This window comes from Streptomyces sp. NBC_01551 (assembly GCF_026339935.1).
In the GTDB taxonomy this organism is placed as follows: Bacteria; Actinomycetota; Actinomycetes; order Streptomycetales; family Streptomycetaceae; genus Streptomyces.
Genome location: NZ_JAPEPX010000001.1, coordinates 3,317,895 through 3,342,636, shown reverse-complemented (window position 1 = coordinate 3,342,636; position 24,742 = coordinate 3,317,895). Strand labels below are relative to the sequence as shown.

Genomic DNA, 24,742 nt, shown 5'->3' with positions numbered 1-24,742 from the left:
GCATCGGTACATGCGGCACCCCCTGCCCCGCGTCCTGGCCGTACCGGCCCTCGCCGCCGCCCTCGCGGCGGCGGCCGGCTGCGCCGACGTCGAGGGGCTGCACAGCGAGGGCGACCTGGGCACGGTGCGCGCCCCGCAGACCCTGTGGAAGGACATTCACCCCGACCCGCCGCCCGCCGGCCAGCAACCGGGCACCGCCGCCGTGGTGCCGGGCCTGGACAAGGTGGCCGGCGGCAGCATGCGGGACGCGAACGCCCTGGAGGTCGTACGGGCCGACATCACCTCCTCCGCCGAGCAGGACGGCGGCACCGGGCGGCTGGTGGACCCCCGGGCGGTCCAGCGGCTCTCGCTCTGTACACAGACTGTGGACGGCGGTCCCGACTGCCCGGTGCGCCCCGCCGTCCTGCGGGACGTGACGGGCAACGGCAAGGAGGAGCTGATCACCGCCCTGGACCTCGACGGGCGGCTGAGCGAGCTGCGCGTCTACACCGTCCGCGACGACGGGGTGATCGCCCGGATCCTGTCCCGGCGGGCCGTACTGGAAGGCGTGGAGGTCGCCGCCGAGCACCTCGCGGTGCGCGAGCCGACCTCGAACCCGGAGCAGGTCGCCGTCTCCGACTACGTCTGGGACCCCGCGGCCGGAGTCATGAACCTCTCCCAGCTCACCCTCGACGCGTGCCACACCGACGGCCCCGACTCCTGCGCCCCGAGCACGGTCTGAGGAGGCGGCGGCGGATGCGGGTGATCAGCAGTCTGCGCTGGAAGATCGCCCTGACCACCACGGCGGTGTGCTGCGCGGTCGCGGCCGTGCTCGGGATCCTGGTGCACAACGTGGTGGCCCGGCAGATCGTCGGGGAGGTCCGCAAGGACGCCGACCGCGAACTGGACCACGCCCTCGGCCACTACCAGTACGGCACCACCCACGGCGACGTGAACTCCTCCCTGAACCCGCCCGACCTCCCGGAGCCGCTGAGCGCCCTCGTCGCGAAGGGACTGACCGGCAGCATGGTCGGCGAGCGGGCGGGCAAACCCGTGATGTGGGCCGCCGGGCCCGCCGACGACCGGGCCCTCGCCGTCTGGCTCCCCTACGAGAGCACCCGCGCCCGGCTGCGCGACATCGACACCGCCATCCTGGCGTCGTCGGTGCTCGCCGCCGGTGTGGTGGCACTGGCCGGCCTGTTCCTCGCCAACCAGATCAGCCGCCGCCTCGCCAGGACGGCCGCCGTGGCCCGCCGGATCAGCACCGGCGACCTCGACGCGCGCGTGGGCCTGCCGGAAGAGGGCCAGGACCCGCGCCGCCCGCCCTCCCGGGACGAGGTGCGGGACGTGGCACAGGCCCTCGACTCGATGGCCGCCTCGCTCCAGGGGCGGCTGGAGGCCGAGAAGCGCTTCACGGCGGACGTGGCGCACGAGCTGCGGACCCCGCTCACGGGATCCCTGGCCGCGGCGGCCCTGCTGCCGGAGGGCCGCCCCAAGGAGATGATCAACGACCGGCTCAAGGCGCTGCACCTGCTGACCGAGGACCTGTTGGAGATCTCCCGGCTGGAGTCCGGGGTCGAGCGGGCCGACCTGGCCCGCGTGGAACTCGGCCGGGCGGTGCGGCGAGCCGTCGAGGGCACCCGGCTGCCCGCATCCGTCGAGGTGCTGCGGGACGCGGTGGTGCTCACCGACCGGCGCCGCCTGGACCGCATCCTGGCCAACCTGCTGGTCAACGCCGACAAGCACGGCCGGCCGCCGATCGAGGTGACGGTTCAGGGCCCGGTCGTGGTGGTCCGCGACCACGGCCCCGGCTACCCGCCCGAGCTGATCGAGCAGGGACCGCAGCGCTTCCGTACCGGGGACCCGGGGCGCGGGCGCGGCCACGGACTGGGCCTGACCATCGTCGTCGGGCAGGCGGCGGTCCTGGACATCACCCTGACCTTCGCCAACGCCCCGGACGGGGGCGCGCTGACCACTCTCGGCCTCCCCGTCGGCCGTCTGACGGACGGCAGTTGAACGCCGACGGGCCATGTTTCACGTGAAACATCCACGTGGAACATGGCCCGCGGCCGTGGTTCAAGCGGTCAACTCGACTGCTCAGACACCGATGTTCTTGCCGTCCTTGCGCCACACGGACACGACCGCCGGGCGGACGATCTTGCCCGGACCGTCGGGCCACACCGACTGCGGCTTCTCGACGGACGCGCCGTCGATCTCACCCGGGTGCTGGACCGACACCAGGACGCGCTTGTCCTGGATCAGCGGGCCACAGGTCTCGGCGCCGCGCGGCACGGTCAGGAACTGCTTCAGCTCACCGCGGCGGTCACCGGCGGTCGCGACGCCGAACAGGCCGTCGTGCGAGCCGAGCTGGTTGCCGTCGGTGGAGATCCACAGGTTGCCGTGCGGGTCGAAGGCCACGTTGTCGGGGCAGGAGATCGGGCTGACCTTGTCCTTCGGGAAGCCCGCGAAGAAGGTGGCCGGGTCGCCCGGGTCACCGGCGACCAGGAAGAGCCGCCAGGCGAAGCCGTCGCCCGCCGGGTCGTCGAAGTTCTCGGCGAGCTCCAGGATCTGGCCGTGCTTGTTCAGGTTGCGCGGGTTGGGCTCGGTCGCGCCTTCCTTGCCGGCCTTGCCGCGGTCGGTGTTGTTGGTCAGCGCGATGTAGACGCGGCCCGTGCGCGGGGACGGCTCGACGTCCTCGGGGCGGTCCATCTTCGTGGCGCCCACCTTGTCGGCGGCCATGCGCGTGAAGACGTACACCTCCTCGGCGGTCATGCCCTCGACGTGCGAGACGTTGCCGGTGGCGAGCTTGATCCAGACGCCGGAGCCGTCGAACTGGCCGTCGGAGGGCAGCTTGCCCGAGCCGTCGATCTCGGCGGCCGGGGAGTCACCGGTGAGCTTGGCGACGTAGAGGGTGCCCTCGTCGAGCAGCGTGAGGTTGTGCTCCTTCGCGGCGCGCGAGTCGCCCTTCTTCATCTGCTTCGACGAGACGAACTTGTAGAAGTAGTCGAAGCGCTCGTCGTCGCCCATGTAGACGACCGGGCGGCCGTCCTCGGTCAGGCGGGGCTGCGCGGCCTCGTGCTTGAAGCGGCCGAGCGCGGTGCGCTTGCGCGGGGTGGAGTTCGGGTCGTACGGGTCGAGCTCGACGACCCAGCCGAAGCGGTGCGACTCGTTGGGCTCCTGCGCCACGTCGAAGCGCTTGTCGAACCGCTCCCACTTGCGCTCGGTGGCGCCGGTGGTCACGCCGTAGCGCTTCAGGCGGGCAGCCTGGGCCGGGTCGGTGACCTGGGCGGCGTTGCCGAAGTACTGGTTGAAGTTCTCCTCGCCGTGGAGGGTGGTGCCCCACGGGGTGGTGCCGCCGGCGCAGTTGTTCAGGGTGCCGAGCACCTTGGTGCCGGTGGAGTCGACCGAGGTCTTCAGCAGCGCGCTGCCGGCGGCCGGGCCGGTCATCTTGAACACGCTGGTCGCGGTCAGACGGCGGTTGAGCTGGTGGCGGGAGACCGCGGTCAGCTTGCCGCTGCGGTGGTCCTCCTGGACGACGACCACGGACAGGCCGTGCGCGGCCCAGGCGATCTCGACCTGCTCGCGGGTGGGGTTGGCCGGGTCGTAGGCCTTGAACATGAGGTTCTCGTCCGTGTACTCGTGGTTGGCCACGAGGATCTGGCGGCGCTCGTAGTCGTCGCCGTACGGGAGGAGGCTCAGGAAGTCGTTGTTGTAGCCGAACTGACCGGCCTGGGCGGCGGCGGTCTGCTTGTCGGCGTTGAACGCGGGGGCGCCCTTGACGATCGGCTCGCCCCAGCGGATGACCACGTTCTGCTCGTAGCCCTCGGGGATGGTGACCTGGTCGGCGGTGTTCGGCGCGACCGGCTTGAAGCGCAGGCCGCGGGCGCCGTCGGAGCCGGAACCGGAACCCTTCGCGGCGGTGGCGGGAGTGGCGTTGGCGGAGGTACTGTCACCACCGAGGGTGATCGCGGTACCGGCGGCGGAGGCGACCGTCACGACGGCGGCGGAGCGCAGCATGGAGCGGCGGGAGTAGGCGCGGGCTATGACATCGCCGGCGTACTCGTTGTCGCTGGTGTTGGGCACCTCGTGGAAGCAGGCGTCACCGCAGCGGTAGCGGCAGGTGAGGGCGGAACGGCCGCCACCATGCTGGTTGCCGATGAACGGCAGGAGCTTGCGCACGAGAGTCCTCCGAGTAGCTGCGTGGGCGCCGACAACGTGTCGGTACAAATCCAGCCGTGACGGTAGGCGGGGGTTGCGCCGATGCGGCGGCGCTGGGATGAACGACCGGTGAACCCGGCACGTCGGTGCGGAAGTTCGGGCCGGGGTTGTGCGTGTTTGGGCGCTGGGCGCCACGAAAGCCGACCCTGCCGAAGATCCAGCCACGGGGCCGATAACCTTACGTGTCCACTCTGGGCAGGGATCTACCGCGCAGTACGGACAAATTGACGCACGCACTCATGCGAAAGGCCTGGCCCATGGGTATTCGGAGCTTGTTGCGCAAGGTGTTCGGACGGTCTGCGGAGCCAGTACCGGAGACTACGGACGCCACTTCGGCGGCTGTCCCGAGCCAGGCGGAACGCACCCCAATGGAGGCGGCCCACGAACTGGTGGCTGCGTCCTTCGACAACCCGACGGTCCCGCCACAGTCCGCTCCGCGCGACCGTGAACCGGGCACCCTCCTGACCGCCCCCGCCCCGGACCCCACGGTCCCGGAAGCCCGCCGCCCTTCGCCTGCGGCGCCGCTCCCTACCCCCACCCCGGCCGATCCCGCGCCGCCGCAGGCACAGGCCGAGGCAGCAACGCCGCAGGCGGACACCGCCGCCCAGGCGGAGCCGGTAGCCGCTGAGGCCGCCGCGCCGCAGGCGCAGGAGGCGGACGCCGAGGCGGAGACAGTGGCCGCCGAGGCCGACGCATCAGCCGAGGTTGCCGCGCCGCAGGCGCAGGACGAGGCCACAACGCCGCAGGCGGACACCACCGCCCAGGCGGAACCCGCCACCGCGCCGGACGCCGACGCCCCGGCCGACGACCAGGACACCACCGCCGAAGCGGCGCCGGTAGCCGACGAGGCCGCCGCGCCGCAGGCGCAGGAGGCAGACGCCGAGGCCCCGGCCGACGACCAGGACACCGCCGCCGAGGCAGAGCCGGTAGCCGAGGAGGCCGCCGCGCCGCAGGCGCAGGAGGCGGACGCCGAGGCGGAGACAGTGGCCGCCGAGGCCGACGCATCAGCCGAGGTTGCCGCGCCGCAGGCGCAGGACGAGGCAGCGGCGCAGCCGCCCGCCGAGGCCACAACGCCGCAGGCGGAACCCGCCACCGCGCCGCAGGCCGAGGCCCCGGCCGACGACCAGGACACCACCGCCGAGGCAGAGCCGGTAGCCGACGAGGCCGCCGCGCCGCAGGCGCAGGAGGCGGACGCCGAGGCGGAGACAGTGGCCGCCGAGGCCGACGCATCAGCCGAGGTTGCCGCGCCGCAGGCGCAGGACGAGGCAGCAGCGGAGCCGCTGGCCCAGGCCGCCACGCCGCAGGCGGAACCCGCCACCGCGCCGCAGGCCGAGGCCCCGGCCGACGACCAGGACACCACCGCCCAGGCGGAGGCGGTGGCCGCCGAGGCCGACGCACCCGCGCCCGAGGCGGAGGCGGACGCCCCGGTCGCGGCGGAAGCCGACGGGCCCGCCAACGCGCTCGCCGCCGTGCGGCGCCAGGCGCCCGGGCTCGCCGCCGCGTACAAGGCGGCGGGGCAGGTGCTGCGGGGCAAGGGGAAGGCCGGGGCGCGGGCCAAGGTGTACCTCGTGCTGGACCGCTCCGGGTCGATGCGGCCGTTCTACAAGGACGGCAGCGCCCAGCACCTCGCCGACCACACCCTGGCCCTCGCCGCGCACCTCGACGCCGACGCGACCGTGCACACCGTGTTCTTCTCCACGGAGCTGGACGGCACCGCCGAGCTGACCCTCGACTCCCACGAGGACACCTGGGTCGAGGCCCGCCACGCCGAACTCGGCCGCATGGGCCGCACCAGCTACCACGTGGCCGTGGAGGCCGTCCTGGAGCGCTACCAGAAGGACGGCGGCACCGGCCCCGCCCTGGTCGTGTTCCAGACGGACGGCGCGCCCGACAACCGCCAGCCCGCCCGCCAGGCGATCACCGACGCCGCCACCACCGCACCGGAGGTGCACTGGCAGTTCGTCGCCTTCGGCGACCACGACAACAAGGCGTTCGACTTCCTGCGCAAGCTGGACGCCGACAACGCCGGCTTCTTCCACGCCGGCCCCGCGCCCACCGAGCTGACCCCGGCCGCCCTCCTCAAGGGCCTGCTCCAGGAGTACTGACAGGCGGCAGCGCAGCGCACACGAAGAAGGCGGCGCCCCCTCCCTGCCCGGGAGGGGGCGCCGCCTTCGGCGTTGCCGTACGAGCGGGGATCAGCCGCGCGGCGACCCGGCGTCCGGGTGGACGGCCTCGGTGACCGGCTTCGCCTCCGCCGACTTCGTCTCGACCGGCTTGCGCAGCGCGATGTTCAGCTCGCGCAGCCGCGACTCCTCCAGGACCGTGGGCGCACCCATCATCAGGTCCTGCGCGTTGCCGTTCAGCGGGAACGCGATGGTCTCGCGGATGTTCGGCTCGTCGGCCAGCAGCATCACGATGCGGTCCACACCCGGGGCGATGCCACCGTGCGGCGGCGCGCCCAGGCGGAACGCGCGCAGCATGCCCGCGAACTCGCGCTCGACGGTCTCCGCCTCGTAGCCCGCAATCGCGAAGGCCTTCAGCATGACCTCGGGCTCGTGGTTGCGGATGGCGCCGGAGGACAGCTCGATGCCGTTGCAGACGATGTCGTACTGCCACGCCAGGATGTCGAGCGGGTCCTTCTCCTCCAGGTCCTTCATGCCGCCCTGCGGCATGGAGAAGGGGTTGTGCGAGAAGTCGATCTTGCCCGTCTCCTCGTCCTTCTCGTACATCGGGAAGTCGACGATCCAGCAGAACCGGAAGACGTTCTCCTCGAACTGGCCCGCGCGCTTGGCAGCCTCGACCCGCACCGGGCCCATGATCTTGGAGACCTCGTCGAACTCGCCCGCGCCGAAGAACACCGCGTGACCGGGGACCAGGCCCAGACGCTCGGTCAGGACCTTGACGTTCTCCTCGGTGAGGAACTTGGCGATCGGGCCGGTCAGCGAACCGTCCTCGCCCACGCGCACCCAGGCCAGGCCCTTGGCGCCCAGCGAGATCGCGTACTCGCCCAGGCCGTCGAAGAACTTGCGCGGCTGCGCGGCGGTGTCCGGGACGGCCAGCGCGCGCACGTGCTTGCCGGCGAACGCCTTGAACTCCGAGCCCTCGAAGACGTCGGTGATGTCGACGAGCTCCAGCTTGGCGCGCAGGTCGGGCTTGTCGTTGCCGTACTTCAGCATCGACTCGCGGAACGGGATCCGCGGGAACGGCGAGGTGACCTCGCGACCGTTGCCGAACTCGGTGAAGAGCTCGGTCATCAGGCGCTCGATCGGCTGGAAGACGTCCTCCTGCTCGACGAACGACATCTCCACGTCGAGCTGGTAGAACTCGCCCGGCGAACGGTCGGCGCGGGCGTCCTCGTCGCGGAAGCACGGCGCGATCTGGAAGTAGCGGTCGAAGCCCGAGATCATCAGCAGCTGCTTGAACTGCTGCGGCGCCTGCGGCAGGGCGTAGAACTTGCCCGGGTTCAGGCGGGACGGGACGACGAAGTCACGGGCGCCCTCGGGGGAGGTCGCGGTGAGGATCGGGGTCGCCATCTCGTTGAAACCGAGGGCCACCATCTTCGAGCGGATCGAGGCGATGACGGCCGAGCGCAGCATGATGTTGCGGTGCATGCGCTCGCGGCGCAGGTCGAGGAAGCGGTACTCCAGGCGCCGCTCCTCGTTCACACCGTCGTCGGTGTTGATCGTGAAGGGCAGCGGGGCGGCCGCGCCGAGCACCTCGACCTCGGCGGCCTCGATCTCGATCTCGCCGGTCGGCAGGTCGGGGTTCACGTTGTCGGTGCCGCGCGAGACGACCTTGCCGTCGACGCGGACGACGGTCTCCTTGGACAGCTTGTCCAGGACGTCGGCGGCGGCGGTGCCGGGGCGGGCGACGAGCTGCGTGATGCCGTAGTGGTCACGGAGATCGATGAAGAGGATGCCGCCCAGGTCTCGACGATTGTGCAGCCAGCCGCTCAGCCGGACGTCGGCGCCGACGTCAGAGGCTCGGAGCTCGCCGCACGTGTGGGACCTGTACCGATGCATCAGTCATCCAGTTCTTCGCGATACCAGGGTGGATTCAACCCTCCCAAGGTTACCGCCCGAGCCGGGGGCGGGGCGGGCACGCCCGCGACGCCCCCCGAACGGGACCCGGCCGGGCACCCGGCCGGACCGCACGGGGCGCGCACCCGCCACCACGGCAGGCACGACCCGGGAGGGACCTGTAAAGATGACCGGGTGCGCACCGAGGACGTCCTGGCCGCCATCGCGACGGGCCTGTGGCGATGGGACAACGCCTCCGGAACGGTCACCCTCGACAGCGTGGCCGCCCGGCTCCTCGGGCTGCCCGCGGAGCCGGTCACCCTCCCGGAGGTCGCCGTACGGTCCCGGTTCCACCCGGTCGACTGGAACGAGATCAACGGCATCGTCACCCTCGCGGTCGCCGAGGACACCCTCGCCGAGGCCCGCCTGCGGATCATGGACGAGGACGGCCGGGTGCTGCGCACCGTGCGCAGCCGCTCGAAACCGATGGAGAACCGCGGCGCCGACGGCCGCGTGGACTACGAGCTGATCGGCACCATCCAGGAGATCGCCGAGCCCCAGCCCGGCACCACCGCCGTGCACACCCCGATCACCGGCGACTGGCGGCGCTCCCGCGAGGCCTTCCTGCTCGACGCGGGGCGCGCGCTCGCCGAGGCCCGCTCCACCGCCGAGGTGCTGCGGGTGGCGGCGTCCCTGTCCATGCCCGGCTTCAGTCCGGACGGGCTGGCCGTCTTCGGGATGGCCGGCGACCGGCTGTCGATCATCGGGCACCACGGGCACGACGCCGGCGACGACGGCCCCTTCGCGCAGATGCGGCTCGACACGGACTACCCGGCCGCCGAGGTCGTCCGTACCGGGCGGGCGATCTACCTCCCCAGCCCCGAGGAGTACAAACGGCGCTTCCCGGCCACCTGGCCGCTCGCCCAGCGCTTCGGCCGGGTCTCCTGGGCGTTCCTCCCGCTGATCGTGGCCGGGCGCACCATGGGCGCCTGGATGGCCGCGTTCAAGCACCCGGTGACCTTCTCCCCCGACGAGCGCTCCGTGCTGACCACGGTGGCCCGGATGCTGGCCCAGGCCCTCCAGCGCGCCGGGGTGGCCGAATCCGAGCGGGAACTCACCACCGGCCTCCAGCGGTCGATGATGCCGCAGCTCGGCCCCGAGATCCCGGGCATGACGATCGCCGCGCGCTACGTCCCGACCGGCGGCGGCCTCCAGGTCGGCGGCGACTGGTACGACATGATCCCGCTGCCGTCGGGCCGGTTCGCGCTGGTCATCGGGGACGTCCAGGGCCACGACGTCCGGGCGGCCGGCCTGATGGGCCAGCTCCGGATCGCGGTCCGCGCGTACGCCTCCGAGGGCCACCGGCCCGACGCCGTGCTGTCCCGCGCCTCCCGCTTCCTCGCCGGACTCTGCTCCTCCCAGGAGCGCGAGCGGGAACGGGACCTGGAGGACCCCGACGCCTTCGACGAGATGGACGCGGACTTCCAGAGCCCCCGCTTCGCCACCTGCCTCTACGTGGAGTGCGACCCGGAGACCGGCGTGCTGGAGGTGGCCCGCGCCGGCCACCCCGACCCCGCCGTCCGCATGACGGACGGCACGGTCTTGATGCGCCCCACCGCGGGCGGCCTCCCGCTCGGCATCGTCCCGGACACCGACTACCCCACCACCCGGTTCATCCTCGAACCCGGCGAGACGATGATGCTGTGCACCGACGGGCTCATCGAGACCGGCGGCCACGACCTCGACACCGGCTGGGCGCGGCTGCGCGCCGTCCTGGAGTCCGAGACGCACGACGCCGAGAGCCTGGAGAAGCTGGCCGACCTGCTGGTGCAGGCGGTGCACGGGCCCTCCTCGCACCACACCACCGGCCCGCTGGCCGACCGGCGCGAGGACGACATAGCCGTCGTCCTGCTGTGCCGTGAGAGCGCGGACCGCGGCCTCGGCGCCGCGCCGGCGCGCCCGGCCCGGCGCACCATGCTGACCGTCGCCCAGGCGGAGCCCGAGCGCATCGCGGGCGCCCGGCGCCAGGTCCGGGAGCTGCTGCACGACTGGGCGGACGAGGACCAGGTGGACTCGGCGGTGCTGATGGTCTCCGAGATGGTGACGAACGTCCTCATGCACACGGACGGGGACGCCGCGCTCGTCGCCGAGGCGGTGGGCGAACCTGGCTCCCGGCGGCTGCGCATCGAGGTCGCGGACGCCAGCGACGAGCTCCCGCACAAGCGGCACCCCGGCGAGATGGCGTCGAGCGGACGCGGGGTCCTGCTGATGGAAATGCTCGCCGACGACTGGGGCGTGGACCCGCGCGGCGAGGGCAAGTCGACCTGGTTCGAGCTGTACGAGCGCTCGAAGCCGCAGCCCGAAACCAACGAGGACAACGACGCCGGCGACGACAGCGAGGGCAGCGACAACGCCGACGACAACGACGTCCGCGCGTAACCGGCGTTGACCTGCGACGGCGCACAACGCGCCGCCGGGCCGGGCACGTTCGGCGGGACGTGGGCCGTGGTTGGATGACCGGATGTTCACCCTGCTCCCCGAACCCGTCCGCCGCCTCGCCGCCTGGTGTGTCGTCGGCCTGCTGGTGACCGGCGTCGCCGCCGTCGCCGTGTGGCTGTGCATCACCTTCCAGGCCGCCGTCACGCCCGCGCTGCTCGCGCTGCTCGGCGCGGCCCTGCTCGGCCCGATGCACCGGCGGCTGACCCGGATGGGCGTGAACCGCTCCCTCGCCGCCGCGCTGACCTGCCTCGCGGTCGTGGCCGTCGTCGGCGGGGCCATGTACGTCGTGGTGGGCGCGCTGATCGACACCGGCGACCAGATCATCGACTCCCTGATCAGGGCCGGCCAGGACCTCGCCGAGCACTTCGGGGCCGCCGGGACCTCGCTGCAGGACCTGGCCTCCAACGCCAAGGAGCTGCTGGCCCGGTTCGGCGGCACGGCCGCCTCCGGCGTCATCACCGGCATCAGCGCGGTCGGGGAGCTGATCGCGACCGCCGTCCTGGCGCTGGTGCTGATCTTCTTCTTCCTGCGCGACTCCGACCGGGCCTCCGGCGCCCTGCGCGCGCTCGGCCCGCGCGCCACCGCCGACACCGTCGAGGCGATGGCCCGGCGGGCGTTCCTGGCCGTCGAGGGCTTCATGCGCGGGACCACCTTCGTGGCCCTGATCGACGCCGTGTTCATCACGGCCGCCCTGCTGGTGCTGCGCGTACCCGGCGCGCTCGGGCTGGGCGCGCTGGTGTTCATCACCGCCTACATCCCCTACCTCGGCGCCATCCTGTCGGGCGCGATCGCGGTGCTCGTCGCGCTCGCCGACCGGGGCCTGGTCATCGGGCTGTGGGTGCTGGGCGTGGTGCTGGCCGTGCAGATACTGGAGGGGTACGTCCTCCAGCCGATGATCCAGAGCCGGACCGTGCAGATGCATCCGGCCGTGGTGATGCTGGCGATCACGGTGGGGGCGAGCGTCGCCGGGATCCTGGGCATGCTGCTCGCCGTACCGATGACCGCGGCGGCGTTCGGGGTGGTCTCAGAGCTGCGGGCCCGGTACGGGACGCCTGACGAGGCGCCCGCCGGGCCCGTGAGCTGAGCACTGGCCCGGGGGCCGTGCGGCCTACTTCTTGCGCTCCGTCGTCGGGATGGTCCCGAGCTTGCCGGCCTGGAAGTCGTCGAAGGCCTGCTGGAGCTCGTGCCGGCTGTTCATCACGAACGGCCCGTAGTGCGCCATCGGCTCCCGGATCGGGCGGCCGCCGAGCAGGATGACCTCCAGGTCGGGGGCGTTGGAGTCCTGGGACTCGTCGGCGCGGACGGTCAGCGAGCCGCCCTCGCCGAACACCGCCGTCTGGCCGGTGTGGACCGGCCGCCGGTCGGTGCCGACGCTGCCGCGCCCGGCCATCACGTAGACGAGGGCGTTGAAGTCCTCGCGCCACGGGAGGGTGACCTGCGCGCCCGGGGTGACGGTCGCGTGGATCATCGTGATCGGCGTGTGGGTGATGCCCGGGCCCTCGTGCCCGTCCAGCTCGCCGGCGATGACCCGGAGCAGGGCGCCGCCGTCGGGGGTGGAGAGCAGCTGGACCTTGCCGCCGCCGATGTCCTGGTAGCGCGGGGGCATCATCTTGTCGGACGCGGGGAGGTTCACCCACAGCTGGAGGCCGTGGAAGAGCCCGCCGCTGACGACGAGCGACTCCGGCGGGGCCTCGATGTGCAGGAGGCCCGAGCCGGCGGTCATCCACTGGGTGTCGCCGCCGTTGATGACGCCGCCGCCGCCGTTGCTGTCCTGGTGGACGAAGGTTCCGTCGATCAGGTACGTGACGGTCTCGAAGCCGCGGTGCGGGTGCCACGGGGTGCCCTTGGGCTCACCCGGCGCGTACTCCACCTCGCCCATCTGGTCCATCATGATGAACGGGTCGAGGTACTGGTAGTTGATCCCGGCGAACGCGCGGCGCACCGGGAATCCCTCACCCTCGAAACCACCGGGGGCGGTCGTGACGGCCAGCACCTTGCGGGCGGCGGTCTCCGGGGCCGGTTCCGCGACGCGGGGGAGCGTCAACGGGTTCTCCACAGTCACTGCAGGCATGGTCGGAACCTCCTTCTGCGCCGAGTTTAGTTGAAACTCGAACTTTCTGCCACCCCTCAGAACAGCGCGCCCCGCGATGTCATTCCCGCCGCTCGCGAAGAAGCCCGCCACCGCCGCGGGGAGCGGCGGGGACGGGCTTCAAGGTGGTGTCGAGCGGCGCGCGCGTGCGCCCGCTAGCCGTACATCCGGCGCATCGCGTAGTCGACCATCTGCTCGACCGCCTTCGCGTCGAACACCATCCGGTGGTCGCCCTCCATGTCGAGGACGAAGCCGTACCCGGTCGGGAGCAGGTCGATCACCTCGGCGCCCGTGATCACGAAGTACTTGGACTCCTTGCCGGCGTACCGGCGGAGCTCCTTCAGCGTGGTGAACATCGGGATCACCGGCTGCTGCGTGTTGTGCAGCGCCAGGAACCCCGGCGTCTCGCCGCGCGGGCAGTAGACCTTCGACGTCGCGAAGATCTGCTGGAAGTCCTCGGCGGACAGCGACCCGGTCGTGAAGGCCCGCACCGCGTCGGCGAGCGAGGGCGGCGAGGGCTCGGGATAGAGCGGCTGCTCGCCGTACCCGCCGGCCATCTGCTGCGGGGCGGCGTACTGCTGCTGCCCCGCGCTCACGTTCTGGTCGTAGCCGTACATGGGGCGAAGCCTACCGAGCGGCCGCGGCCCCCCGGGCACGCGTTCCGGCCACTTCCCGGCGCGCTTGACCCTGGTCACAGTCGACCGATAGGGGTTGCGTCTTATTACCGGCGGGTAGCATCATGACATTACCGATTGGTATGTACGAGGAACCTGTCTCCCCGAGCCTTAACGGAGCCGTCGCCATGGGGCACTACAAGTCGAATCTCCGCGACATCGAGTTCAACCTCTTCGAGGTGCTCGGCCGCGACAAGCTGTACGGCACCGGTCCGTTCGAGGAGATGGACACCGACACCGCCAAGAGCGTCCTCTCCGAGCTGGCCCGCCTGGCCGAGAACGAGCTGGCCGAGTCCTTCGCGGACGCCGACCGCAACCCGCCGGTCTTCGACCCGGCCACCAACACCGCGCCGGTCCCGGCCTCGTTCAAGAAGAGCTACGAGGCCTTCATGGACTCGGAGTACTGGCGCCTCGGCCTGCCGGAGGAGATCGGCGGCACCACCTCGCCCCGCTCCCTGATCTGGGGCTACGCGGAACTGCTGCTCGGCTCGAACCCGGCCATCTGGATGTACTCCTCCGGCCCGGCGTTCGCCGGCATCCTCTTCGAAGAGGGCAACGAGGCGCAGAAGAAGGTCGCGCAGATAGCGGTCGAGAAGCGCTGGGGCTCCACCATGGTCCTCACCGAGCCGGACGCCGGCTCGGACGTCGGCGCCGGCCGCACCAAGGCCATCCAGCAGGAGGACGGCTCCTGGCACATCGAGGGCGTGAAGCGCTTCATCACGTCCGGTGAGCACGACATGGAGGAGAACATCCTCCACTACGTCCTCGCGCGCCCCGAGGGCCACGGCCCGGGCACCAAGGGCCTGTCCCTCTTCCTCGTCCCGAAGTTCCACTTCGACTGGGAGACCGGCGAGCTGGGCGAGCGCAACGGGGTCTACGCGACGAACGTCGAGCACAAGATGGGCCTCAAGGCCTCCAACACGTGCGAGATGACCTTCGGCGACCAGCACCCCGCCAAGGGCTGGCTGATCGGTGACAAGCACGACGGCATCCGCCAGATGTTCATGATCATCGAGTTCGCCCGCATGATGGTCGGCACGAAGGCCATCGCCACGCTCTCCACCGGCTACCTGAACGCGCTGGAGTACGCCAAGGAGCGCGTGCAGGGCCCGGACCTGGCGAACTTCATGGACAAGAGCGCCCCCAAGGTCACCATCACGCACCACCCCGACGTGCGCCGCTCGCTCATGACGCAGAAGGCGTACGCCGAGGGCATGCGCGCCCTCGTGCTGTACACCGCCTCCGTCCAGGACGCGATCCAGCTCAAGCAGGCCGCGGGCGAGGACGCCTCCGCCGAGATCGGCCTGAACGACCTGCTCCTGCCGATCGTGAAGGGCTACGGCTCGGAGCGCTCGTACGAGCAGCTCGCCCAGTCGCTGCAGACCTTCGGCGGTTCCGGTTACCTCCAGGAATACCCGATCGAGCAGTACATCCGGGACGCCAAGATCGACACCCTCTACGAGGGCACCACGGCGATCCAGGGCCAGGACTTCTTCTTCCGGAAGATCGTCCGCGACCAGGGTGCCTCCCTGAACGTCCTCTCCGAGACGATCAAGAAGTTCCTGGCCGAGGCCGTCGGCGGCGAGGAGCTGGCCGGCGCCCGCGACGCGCTCGCCAAGGCCGCCGTGGACCTGGAGGCCATCGTCGGCCAGATGATCGTCGACCTCACCGCCACCGGCGAGGACGTCAAGAACATCTACAAGGTCGGCCAGAACACCACCCGCCTGCTGATGGCGTCCGGTGACGTGGTCGTCGGCTACCTGCTGCTCAAGGGCGCGGCCGTGGCCGCCGAGAAGCTGGCCGCCGGCGCCTCCGCGAAGGACGTCCCCTTCTACACCGGCAAGATCGCCGCCGCGAAGTTCTTCGCGTCGCAGATCCTGCCGAACGTCTCGGTCGCGCGCTCGCTCGCCGAGTCCGTCGACAACTCCCTCATGGAGCTCGACGAAGCCGCGTTCTAGGCACGTTCCGGCCGGGTTCCGGGCGACACCGCCCGCCCGGTCACACACGCCGACGGCCGGACCTCCGTACGGGGGGTCCGGCCGTCGGCGTACCCGGCCGTCGGCGTGCCCCGCTCAGCGGGCTCCGGACCCGGGGTCCGGACCGGGGGGCTCCGGACCCGGGGCTCCGGACCAGGGGGTTCCGGAACCTCCTGAGCAGCCGCTTTCCCGCCTTGTCAGTCGTTCATGGGACGCTCGTGGCATGAGTCCACAGGATCAGCACGGCAGCAGGGGGTACTCCGTCCCCACCGGGCGGCCGTACGCCCTCAAGGAGCTGCAGGCGAGCCTGGGCAGCCTCGGCGACCACCTGCGGGAGCTGTACGACGGCTCCCACCCCGCCGAGTACGAGGGCATCGCCGACGCCCTCTACACCGCGTTCCAGACCGCCGCCGGGCTCGCTCCCGCCAAGAGCTACACCGGCTGCTCCGAGCACCCCAACGGCGCCCTGGACCCCGAGGCGCCCGACGGCTGGGGACGCTGCCTGATCTGCAACGACCGGCGCCGCCTCGGCCTGCGCTCCCAGGGCGGCCGCCGCCCGGCCGCCGCGGCCCCGCCCGCCGGGGAGCAGCGCCGGCTGGGATACCCCGTGCCCGAGCCCCCGTACACGCACGACGTGCTGCGCGCGGAGCTCCGAGCGGTCGAGGACCGCCGCTTCCACCTGAGCATCTCCTCCCCCGCCGAGGACTTCGTACGGATCGCGGACGACCTGCACCGGGCCTTCATCGTGGCCCGCGAACTGTCCCGGCCGCGCAACGCCTCCGGATGCTCCGAACACCCCGGCGCCCCCATCGACCCGGACGCGCCCCCCGGTGAGGCCTGTATCTTCTGCGCCGGACGCAAAAGGCGCGCGCAGCGCTCGGCGCAGACCCCCGAGATGCTCCCGCGCATCCGGCGGGGCGAGCGCCGGCAGTTGCAGCGCAGATTCGAGCGTCCGCCGGGCTGAGACCGCCGGGATCGCGGGGCCACACCCCCTACGCGCCCCCGACCTTGGGCTATCCGCCGCAGTCCGGCCATGGCGAACACGACCGTCGTTAAGGTGAACCACATGAGCTCTCCCGCCCGCTTCGACCGCGGCCACACCGACGATCTGATGACCTTTCTGGCGGCCAGTCCGTCGCCGTACCACGCCGTGGCCAATGCGGCCGAGCGGCTGGAGAAGGCAGGCTTCAGGCAGTTGTCGGAAACGGACGCCTGGGACGCGGGAACCGGTGGCAAGTTCGTCCTCCGCGGGGGCGCGCTCATCGCGTGGTACGTGCCGGAAGGCGCCACCGCGCACACCCCGTTCCGCATCGTCGGCGCGCACACCGACTCCCCCAACCTGCGTGTGAAGCCGCTTCCCGACACGGGCTCGCAGGGCTGGCGGCAGATCGCCGTCGAGATCTACGGCGGCACCCTGCTCAACACCTGGCTGGACCGGGACCTGGGCCTGGCCGGCCGCCTGACGCTGCGCGACGGCACCGAGCGGCTGGTGAACGTGGACCGCGCGCTGCTGCGCGTGCCCCAACTCGCCGTGCACCTGGACCGGTCGGTGAACTCCGAGGGCCTGAAGCTGGACAAGCAGCGGCACATGCAGCCGATCTGGGGTCTGGGCGAGGTCCAGGAGGGCGACCTGATCGCGTTCCTGGAGGAGGAAGAGGGTTTGCCGCAGGGCTCGGTGGCCGGCTGGGACCTGATGGTCCACTCCATCGAACCGCCGTCGTACCTGGGGCGCGACCGCGAGCTGGTGGCGGGCCCGCGGATGGACAACCTGGTGTCGGTGCACGCGGGCGTCGCGGCGCTGGCGGCCGTCTCGGCCTCCGAGGGCCTGGAGTACATCCCGGTGCTCGCCGCGTTCGACCACGAGGAGAACGGCTCGCAGTCGGACACCGGCGCGGACGGGCCGCTGCTGGGGAACGTGCTGGAACGTTCAGTCTTCGCACGCGGGGGCTCCTACGAGGACCGCGCGCGGGCCTTCGCGGGCACGATCTGCCTGTCCTCGGACACCGGGCACGCGGTGCACCCCAACTACCCGGAACGGCACGACCCGACGCACCACCCGCGCGTCAACGCCGGCCCGATCCTCAAGGTCAACGTCAACCAGCGGTACGCGACGGACGGCACCGGGCGCGCGGTGTTCTCGGCCGCCTGCGAGCGGGCCGGGGTGCCGTGGCAGACGTTCGTCTCCAACAACTCGATGCCGTGCGGCACGACCATCGGCCCGATCACGGCGGCCCGGCACGGCATCCACACCGTGGACATCGGCGTGGCGATCCTGTCGATGCACAGCGCCCGCGAGCTGTGCGGGGCGGATGACCCGTACCTGCTGGCGAACGCGCTGGTGGCGTTCCTGCAAGGCTGAGACGCACGCGGCGCGCGCCCGCTCCACCCGAACCCCGTCCCGGACCACCGGGGCGGGGTTTTTGACGTGCGAATGCAACCTAGATCTTCTAGGGTCTTACCTAGAGCCCCTAGGAAATGGATGTGCGAAGACGATGCCGAAGGCGACGACGACGGTCCGGACGCTCAAGGTCCCCGGTGCCACGCTCCGCTACGAGACCCGGGGCTTTGGCCCCGTCCTGCTGCTCGTGCCCGGCGGCGGCGCCGACGCGGCCCTCTTCGACGGCGTCGCCGACGCCCTCGCCCGGCACTTCACGGTCGTCGCGTACGACCCCCGCGGCCGCACGCGCAGCCCGCTCGACGGTCCCCCCGAGGACCAGAGCCCGCAGGGGCAGAGCCAGGACGCGGCACTGCTGCTCGCGGCCCTCACCGACGAACCGGCGTACGTCGCGGGCACGAGCGCCGGCGCCGTCGTCGCGCTGGACCTGCTCCAGCGCCACCCGGAGCTGGTCCGGCGGGTCGTGGCCCACGAGCCGCCGCTGGTGGGCCTGTTGCCCGACGCGGCGCAGCAACACCGCTTCTTCGCCTCCGTCGTGGAGACGTACCGCGCGCAGGGCCTGGAGGCGGCCATGGCCGTCATGGCGGCCGGTACGGACGACGGCCGCGGGGCGGGCGGGGCGGGCGGGGAGCACAACCCGCCGCCGGCCGACGTCATGGCCCGCGTCCTCGCCAACCTGCCGTCCTTCCTGGAACGCGAACTGCTCCAGTTCACCGGCCACATGCCGGACCTCGACGCCCTCGCCCCGTACGCCGACCGGCTGGTCCCGGCCGCCGGGGAGGACTCGTACGGACTGCTCCTGCGCCGCCCGGCCGAGGCCCTGGCGGAGCGTCTCGGGAGCGCCGTCACCGACTTCCCCGGCGGGCACCTGGGGTGCGCCGAACAGCCGGCCGCGTTCGCGGACCGGCTGATCGGCGTACTGTCGGCGCCGTAGCGCGCTCCGGTACTAGGAGTCCATCCCGGCGAGGACCAGCGGGAGGCGGGTCGCGCCGGCGGCGGTCACCGTCACCGGAACACCCCAGTCCTGCTGGTGGACGTGGCAGGCCGGGTACTCGTTCTCCGGGTCGTCGTCGCAGGACGCCGCCATCGCGGAGACGTGCAGCACGCCCTCGGTGACCTCCGGGTTGAGCGCCAGCTCGCGGAACAGGTCCGTCCCGGCGCCCTCCCCGCCCAACAGCAGCTCGGGCGGCGTGGACGACACCAGCAGGCGCGTCGAAGGCCCGTACCGGGTGTCGAGCTTCTGGCCGCTCGGCGCCTGGAACACCACGTCGAGCCGGAGCGTGCCCGGGGCGACCTCGGTGGCGGCGCGCTGCGTCCGGTGGGCGACCGCGTCGACCCGGACCGCCTCCTCGGGCAGCCGCAGCCGGGTCAGCCGGTGCCGGGCGGACTCGACGACCACGATGTCGCTCCCGGCGAGCACCGCGTCGCTGGGCTCGCGCAGATCGGTGGCGAGGGTGGTGACCTGGCCGGTCGCCGGGTCGTAGCGGCGCAGGGCGTGGTTGTACGTGTCGCACACCGCGACCGAGCCGTCCGGCAGGGCGGTCACCCCGAGCGGGTGCTGGAGCAGCGCCTGGCCGGCGTCACCGTCGCGGTGCCCGAAGTCGAACAGCCCGGTCCCGACGGCGGAGGCCACGGCGTACCCGTCGGGCGTCGCGTGGACGTAGCGCAGCGCGCTGGTCTCGGAGTCGGCGACCCACAGCCGCTCCTCGGTGGCCGCGAGCCCGGACGGCTGCGCGAACCAGGCCTCGGCGGCGGGCCCGTCCACCAGACCTTCGTTGGTGGTGCCGGCGGCGACCTCCACCGTCCGCGTCGCGGGGTCCCAGGTCCACAGCTGGTGCACGCCGGCCATGGCGATCCACACCTTGCCCTGCCACCAGGCGACGTCCCACGGGGAGGACAGGTCCACCTCCAGCGCGGGGCCGGAGGTCGGCGAGCCCTGCCACCACTGGCGCCCGGTCCCGGCGACGGTCTCGACGGCCCCGGTGACGGGATCGAACCGGCGCAGCGCGTGATTGACGGTGTCGGCGACGACCACGGACCCGTCGGGCAGCAGCGCCAGCCCCTGCGGCTCGCTGAAGCTGTCGCCGCCGAAGCCGCGCTCCCCGCTGCCGATGCGGCGCACGACGCTCTCGCCGTCGGCGGCGAGCTCCACCAGCTGGTGCCGCGTCGAGTCCGAGACCAGCAGGTTCCCGGAGGGCAGCATGAGCGCCTTGCCGGGGAACCGCAGATCGGTCGCGACCGGCTCGGGCGCCACGTACGGCCCGTCCCCGCGCCGCAGCGTCCCCTTGGCCTCGTGCTCGGCCTCCAGCTCCTCGACGAGCCGCGCGATGGCGTGCGCATGCCCCTCACCGGCGTGCTGCGCGACGATGTACCCCTCGGGGTCGATCACGACGAGCGTCGGCCAGGCCCGGACGGCGTACTGCTTCCAGGTCGCCAGCTCGGGATCGTCCAGCACCGGGTGGTGCACCTCGTACCGCTCGACGGCATCGACGACGGCCGCGTGCTCGGCCTCGTGCACGAACTTCGGGGAGTGCACCCCGATGATCACGACGGTGTCGCGGTGCTTCTCCTCCAGCTCGCGCAGCTCGTCGAGAACGTGCAGGCAGTTAATGCAGCAGAAGGTCCAAAAATCGAGAATCAATGTGCGACCTCGGAAGTCGGCGAGCTTCAGGTCCTTCCCGCCGGTATTGATCCAGCCGCCCTTGCCGATCAGCTCGGGGGCACGGACACGGGCACGGCGGGGCGCGGGGGTGGGCGCCGGGGCAGCATCGTTCATGTTTCAAGCTTGCCATTGGCCCATGAACACCGGATCACAGCCGTACGACGCGGCTGCCTGCGCAGCAGCTATTGGCTCCGGATCTGTTCGCAGTGGCAGCTTCGTCACCCGCTGACTCCTACCCAGCACCGTCTCTCGTCGCCCAGACGATCCGGCAGCGCTCGTCGCCATCGAACCTCACGCCCACCCTGCCTCGCCGGACTTCCACCCGATCGATTGCGAGGCCAAGGCGTTCACGTCTTCCGGCCGCATCGTCGGCTTCCCAAGCTTCACGTAGCAGGCCCGCATCCAGGAGAGGAGAGATGTCCACAGAAGGGGTCGGCATCCGCAGTAGGTCCGCGCGCAGCCCCTCGATCCGGGTACGAAGTCGTCCTGCGAGCCGGTTGTACCGGTCGATCGCGTCTGCGCCGGTGAACTCGCCACGGACGTACCTGGCCTCCTCCAGGTCCGCCAGACGAGCCCCCTCGTCCGCGATCTCAGCCTCGATCGCGTCCCGCTTCGCGAAAACCTCCGGGGCCTCCCTCTGTACCCAGCGATCGGCGATCACGGCGAGCAGCGGGTCCTGAGGCTCCAGGGAAGGCAGGCGTGAGAGGAACGCCCGGGTCACGTAGTCGTCGATGCTCTCCACCCGAGCCGAGACGCCGGAGCATCCTCGCCCCATGCGGTGGCTGGAGCACTGGTACGACGTGCCGGCCTTACTCATCCGGGCGCCACAGAGCCCACAACGCGCTATGCCGGTGAGCAATGACTTCCCTTGCTTGTGGCCGTGCCGCTTCCCGGCCAGAGGAAACGTACGCGCTTCAAGCTGGCGGAGGATGAGTTCGCGCTCCCCGACGGTGATGATCCCCTCGCCAATACTCACGGTTTCGAGCGTCTCCGGGTCTCGGTAAGGAGAGACCCGGTTCATGTACTTGCGTGTCCCGTCCGGCTGCTCCTCGTACTCGGTCTGCGGCATGAGACCGGCGAAGGCCGGTGAGCGAAGGAGTTGCATGACGCTGGACGAGTTCCACTCGCCTCCACGGGCGGACTCCACCCCGTGCTCGTTCAGCAGCCGGGCGATGTGGACGAGGGCCTTCCCGGACAGCGCCTCGTCGGCGAGCAGGCGGGCGTAGACGGCGGTCTCGGGGTCGTGGACGAGCTTCTTCGCCTCCGGGTCCACCAGCAGCCCGTAAGGCGGCTGTCCGCCGATCCACTGGCCCCGCCGGCGTAGGTACCGCTTGGCATTGCCGACGCGCATCCCAAGGTTGTGGGACTCGTTGCGCGCCAGTTCCGCCAGCATCTCGATGGTGACCCGGGCGCTGTCGTTCTTCGTGTCGAGGCCGTCCATGACGGAGACCAGCCGTCCGCCGACCCGGCCTATGTCGTCCAGGGCCTTGCCGACCTCACCGATGCCCTTGCGGGACAGGCGGTCGAGCTTCCAGACGATCAGGACGCCCACGACGCCGGCCGTGGCTGCTGTGATCGCCGCATCGAACCCCTTGCGGCTGACGTTCTTGTAACCGGAACGTCCACGGTCGATGTGGACCTTGCGGACGGTCAGTCCGTTGCGCTCCGCCCATGCGCGGCAGTCGGCTTCCTGGCGGTCGATCGCCGTCTTGCCCTCCCGGTCCAGGGACAGGCGCAAGTACAGGTCAGCAGTGGCGTGTTGGTGCACCTTCCCAACGCTAGCGAGAAGTGCTCACATTGGTTCAGGAAATCCAGAAATCGAGAATGGCAATCCGCCCTCGCAGGTCAGCGAGGGTGCATCAAGCCACCCCCGCCCCGCCCCCGCCCGCAGGGGTGGAGCTCGGGGCCGCTGCGGGGTCTAGGTGGCGAAGAGGGCGGTCAGGCGGGGGAGGCGGGTGGCGGTTTCGGCGTTGTCGTCGAAGTCGAAGGACCAGGAGGGGTCCAGGTCCGGGTAGCTGATCGTGAAGGAGTCCGCGGGGAGGGCGCTGCCCGTCGCGGACTCGTGGGCCGTCCAGGCGATCGAGAGGGCCGACTCGTCCCACAGCTCCACGCCCTCGGTGGCCGCCTCGCGGACCGCCGGGTGGTCCGCGAGGGAGTCCGGGTCGCTCAGGGCGGCGGTGAAGGCCGCCTCGCCCTGGGTCAGGAGCCAGCCGCGGAAGTAGTCGAAGCCGTCGTCGGAGCAGCCGCCGTTGATCACGTAGGCCGCGGCCCAGAGGGGGGCGCGGTACGACTCCGCGAGCAGGTCCCACAGCACCTGCTGGGCCGCGGCTATCTCCTGCGCCGGGTGCAGCGCGAGGAGTTGCGACGCCCGCGCCGCCACCTCATCCGGTGCCGCGTCCGCCCGCGCCGTCTCGATCAGCTTCCAGAACGTCTGCTTGTCCATGGGGACAGAGCCTCGCATCCCGGTCTGACATCAGTCCTTCAGGAAGGAGTGGAGGGACTGCGTGAGGGATGTGATGAAAGCGGCCTGGACCTCCGGCGCGACCAGGTCCAGCGACAGGTACGGGTTCAGGTCCTCCAGCTCCACCAGCAGCAGCTCGCCCGACGGCGCCCGGCAGGCGTCCACGCGCTGGATGCCGTGCGAGAGGGTGTTCCACCCGATGAAGGCGCGGGCGAAGTCCAGGTCCGCCGCGGTCGGCTCGTACGGCGTCAGCTCCCAGCGGCGGGCCGGGTCCGGGGCGTACAGCGCGTACTGGAAGGCGTCGTCGACGAAGTAGAAGGACACCTCGTACGCGAAGTCGATGCGCGGCTGGATCAGGACCTCGCCCGCCGGTCCCTCCGGGCGGTCGGTGAAGGTGAGGCCGATGGAGTCCGCGCCCTGCTTCGGCTTGACCGCGTACGTGGGGACCGAGGGGAGCTGCCCGAGGTCGGCCGGGTCGTCGACCGTCGGGATCACCGGGTAGCCGGCGGCGGTCAGGTCGAGCAGGTACTGCTTGCCCGCCATGTCGGCGCGGCCGGTGAGCGGGTTGTAGACGCGGGTCCCGGCGGCGAGCGCGGCGGCGCGGAACGCGTCGTAGGCCTGCTGGTAGTGCAGGACGGGGCCGCTGTTGCGGACGACGACGGCGTCGAAGCCGAGCGCCAGCATGGCCCGCGCGTCCTTCGGGTGGCACAGGGCCAGGTCGAAGTGCTCGCGCAGCCGGGACGTGAGGAATATGTCCTCGTCGCAGTAGCGGCGGCCGCGCGCCGGGTAGGCCAGGTCGGTCACGTAGAGAAGAGGCATGGCCGCAACCTATCGCGGGCAGCGATCAGCGCATGAAATACCTCGTACAGGACAAAATGCTGGCCATCGGCGACGACTACCGGATCGAGGACGAGGCGGGCCGGCACGCCTTCCTGGTCGACGGGAAGGCCCTGCGGATCCGGGACACCCTGGAGCTGAAGGATCCCGACGGGCGGATCCTGATCACCCTGCGGGAGAAGCTGTTCGCGCTGCGCGACGCGATGACGCTGGAGCGGGACGAGCTCCGGCTCGCGGTGATCCGGCGCAAGCGGCTGTCGCTGCTGCGCAACCACTTCCGCGTGACGCTGGTCGAGGGGACGGAGCTCGACGTCAGCGGGCGGATCCTGGACCGCGAGTTCAAGGTCGAGTACGACGGGGAGCTGCTGGCGCTGGTCTCCAGGCAGTGGTACCGGATCCGGGAGACGTACGCCGTGGACGTGGTCCGGGAGGACTCGGACGCGGCGCTGCTGATCGCCGTCGCCGTGTGCGTGATCCGGATGGCCGAGAAGGAACGGGAGGGGCGGGAAGAGCAGGAGGGGCGGGAGGTGCCGGTCACCTCCGGTGGTGTTCCCGGGCCCTGAGCTGGCCTTGGACGTAGGCGTCCGCGTCGGGGGCGTACGGGCCGCCGTGGTCGAAGAGGAGGTCGGTGATGCGCTGCCACTCCGCGACCGCGGCCCGGGTGGACGCGTCGGCTGACGCCAGGTCCCCGGCGGCCGCCACCGCCGCCTCCAGGGCGTCCTCGGCCCCGGCATGGGTCAGGCCGGCGGCGTCGGCCCGGACCCGCTCGCGGGCCGCGATCTCCCCGGCGGAGGGCTCGTGCGGCTCCAGGGCGGCCGCCACCGCGGCCTCGGTGTCCTCGGTCACGCGTACGCCTCCTCGTCACGGCCCCGGCGGCCGCCACCGCGCATACCCAGGCGCCCCGACTTCAACCGGCGGCCCCCCGACCGACGT

General features: G+C 71.6%; 19 protein-coding genes. 10 read left to right on the top strand and 9 right to left on the bottom strand.

The features are described from left to right. Window positions 1-10: 10 nt before the first annotated feature. Both OG982_RS14940 and OG982_RS14935 read left to right on the top strand, forming a co-directional pair. Complete coding sequence (locus OG982_RS14940; RefSeq protein ID WP_266948684.1) at window positions 11-721, top strand: hypothetical protein; 711 nt, start codon at window positions 11-13, stop codon at window positions 719-721. Window positions 722-735: 14 nt separating this feature from the next. Next, window positions 736-1,995: a HAMP domain-containing sensor histidine kinase gene (locus OG982_RS14935; RefSeq protein WP_266948682.1), complete on the top strand. Its 1,260-nt coding sequence runs from the start codon at window positions 736-738 to the stop codon at window positions 1,993-1,995. Between the two features lie 81 nt (window positions 1,996-2,076). Here the strand turns inward: OG982_RS14935 and OG982_RS14930 are convergent, their stop codons facing one another. After that, on the bottom strand, window positions 2,077-4,158 hold the full coding sequence (locus OG982_RS14930) for a PhoX family phosphatase (protein WP_266786666.1): 2,082 nt from the start codon (window positions 4,156-4,158) through the stop codon (window positions 2,077-2,079). Window positions 4,159-4,565: 407 nt separating this feature from the next. Between OG982_RS14930 and OG982_RS14925 the strand changes: the two genes are divergently transcribed. Continuing rightward, entirely contained in the window at window positions 4,566-6,302 is a 1,737-nt protein-coding gene (locus OG982_RS14925; protein WP_266948681.1) for a VWA domain-containing protein, read from the top strand. Between the two features lie 90 nt (window positions 6,303-6,392). Here OG982_RS14925 and aspS read toward each other — a convergent pair whose 3' ends face one another. Beyond that, the gene (gene aspS / locus OG982_RS14920) at window positions 6,393-8,219 is read right to left on the bottom strand and encodes an aspartate--tRNA ligase (RefSeq protein WP_266786668.1); all 1,827 of its coding nucleotides are present in this window, start codon (window positions 8,217-8,219) and stop codon (window positions 6,393-6,395) included. A gap of 192 nt (window positions 8,220-8,411) precedes the next feature. On the opposite strand from aspS, the gene OG982_RS14915 reads away from it, so the two are divergent. Then, window positions 8,412-10,655: a SpoIIE family protein phosphatase gene (locus OG982_RS14915; RefSeq protein ID WP_266786669.1), complete on the top strand. Its 2,244-nt coding sequence runs from the start codon at window positions 8,412-8,414 to the stop codon at window positions 10,653-10,655. A gap of 82 nt (window positions 10,656-10,737) precedes the next feature. Continuing rightward, the gene (locus tag OG982_RS14910; protein WP_266786670.1) at window positions 10,738-11,799 is read left to right on the top strand and encodes an AI-2E family transporter; all 1,062 of its coding nucleotides are present in this window, start codon (window positions 10,738-10,740) and stop codon (window positions 11,797-11,799) included. A 24-nt stretch (window positions 11,800-11,823) separates the two neighbouring features. Here the strand turns inward: OG982_RS14910 and OG982_RS14905 are convergent, their stop codons facing one another. Both OG982_RS14905 and OG982_RS14900 read right to left on the bottom strand, forming a co-directional pair. Continuing rightward, window positions 11,824-12,786, bottom strand: a complete 963-nt coding sequence (locus OG982_RS14905; protein ID WP_266786671.1) for a pirin family protein — start codon at window positions 12,784-12,786, stop codon at window positions 11,824-11,826. 173 nt (window positions 12,787-12,959) lie between these two features. Further along, a complete protein-coding gene (locus OG982_RS14900; RefSeq protein ID WP_099890461.1) occupies window positions 12,960-13,421 on the bottom strand; it encodes an SseB family protein in 462 nt (153 codons plus the stop codon). 185 nt (window positions 13,422-13,606) lie between these two features. On the opposite strand from OG982_RS14900, the gene OG982_RS14895 reads away from it, so the two are divergent. The 4 genes from OG982_RS14895 to OG982_RS14880 all read left to right on the top strand — a co-directional run bounded on the left by OG982_RS14895 (window position 13,607) and on the right by OG982_RS14880 (window position 18,783). Then, window positions 13,607-15,436, top strand: a complete 1,830-nt coding sequence (locus tag OG982_RS14895) for an acyl-CoA dehydrogenase (RefSeq protein WP_266786672.1) — start codon at window positions 13,607-13,609, stop codon at window positions 15,434-15,436. A 241-nt stretch (window positions 15,437-15,677) separates the two neighbouring features. Beyond that, a complete protein-coding gene (locus OG982_RS14890; RefSeq protein WP_266792362.1) occupies window positions 15,678-16,418 on the top strand; it encodes a hypothetical protein in 741 nt (246 codons plus the stop codon). 102 nt (window positions 16,419-16,520) lie between these two features. Next, entirely contained in the window at window positions 16,521-17,813 is a 1,293-nt protein-coding gene (locus OG982_RS14885) for a M18 family aminopeptidase (protein WP_266786673.1), read from the top strand. A 133-nt stretch (window positions 17,814-17,946) separates the two neighbouring features. Then, window positions 17,947-18,783, top strand: coding sequence for an alpha/beta fold hydrolase (locus OG982_RS14880; protein ID WP_266948680.1), 837 nt, complete (start codon window positions 17,947-17,949; stop codon window positions 18,781-18,783). 12 nt (window positions 18,784-18,795) lie between these two features. Here the strand turns inward: OG982_RS14880 and OG982_RS14875 are convergent, their stop codons facing one another. From OG982_RS14875 to OG982_RS14860, 4 genes are all read right to left on the bottom strand, one after another. Next, complete coding sequence (locus OG982_RS14875) at window positions 18,796-20,625, bottom strand: NHL domain-containing thioredoxin family protein (protein ID WP_266786675.1); 1,830 nt, start codon at window positions 20,623-20,625, stop codon at window positions 18,796-18,798. 118 nt (window positions 20,626-20,743) lie between these two features. After that, window positions 20,744-22,279 carry a recombinase family protein gene (locus OG982_RS14870; RefSeq protein ID WP_266948679.1) on the bottom strand — a complete coding sequence of 512 codons (1,536 nt, stop codon included), beginning with the start codon at window positions 22,277-22,279 and terminating at the stop codon, window positions 20,744-20,746. 150 nt (window positions 22,280-22,429) lie between these two features. Next, on the bottom strand, window positions 22,430-22,954 hold the full coding sequence (locus OG982_RS14865) for a DUF4240 domain-containing protein (RefSeq protein WP_266786677.1): 525 nt from the start codon (window positions 22,952-22,954) through the stop codon (window positions 22,430-22,432). A gap of 30 nt (window positions 22,955-22,984) precedes the next feature. Next, the gene (locus OG982_RS14860; RefSeq protein WP_266786678.1) at window positions 22,985-23,791 is read right to left on the bottom strand and encodes a hypothetical protein; all 807 of its coding nucleotides are present in this window, start codon (window positions 23,789-23,791) and stop codon (window positions 22,985-22,987) included. Between the two features lie 32 nt (window positions 23,792-23,823). Between OG982_RS14860 and OG982_RS14855 the strand changes: the two genes are divergently transcribed. Then, window positions 23,824-24,372, top strand: a complete 549-nt coding sequence (locus OG982_RS14855) for an LURP-one-related/scramblase family protein (RefSeq protein WP_266948678.1) — start codon at window positions 23,824-23,826, stop codon at window positions 24,370-24,372. Here OG982_RS14855 and OG982_RS14850 read toward each other — a convergent pair. Next, window positions 24,344-24,655 (bottom strand): hypothetical protein, encoded by a 312-nt coding sequence (locus tag OG982_RS14850; RefSeq protein ID WP_266786680.1) that lies wholly within the window; start codon window positions 24,653-24,655, stop codon window positions 24,344-24,346. The two genes, OG982_RS14855 and OG982_RS14850, sit on opposite strands and share 29 nt — an antisense overlap. Window positions 24,656-24,742 lie beyond the last annotated feature (87 nt).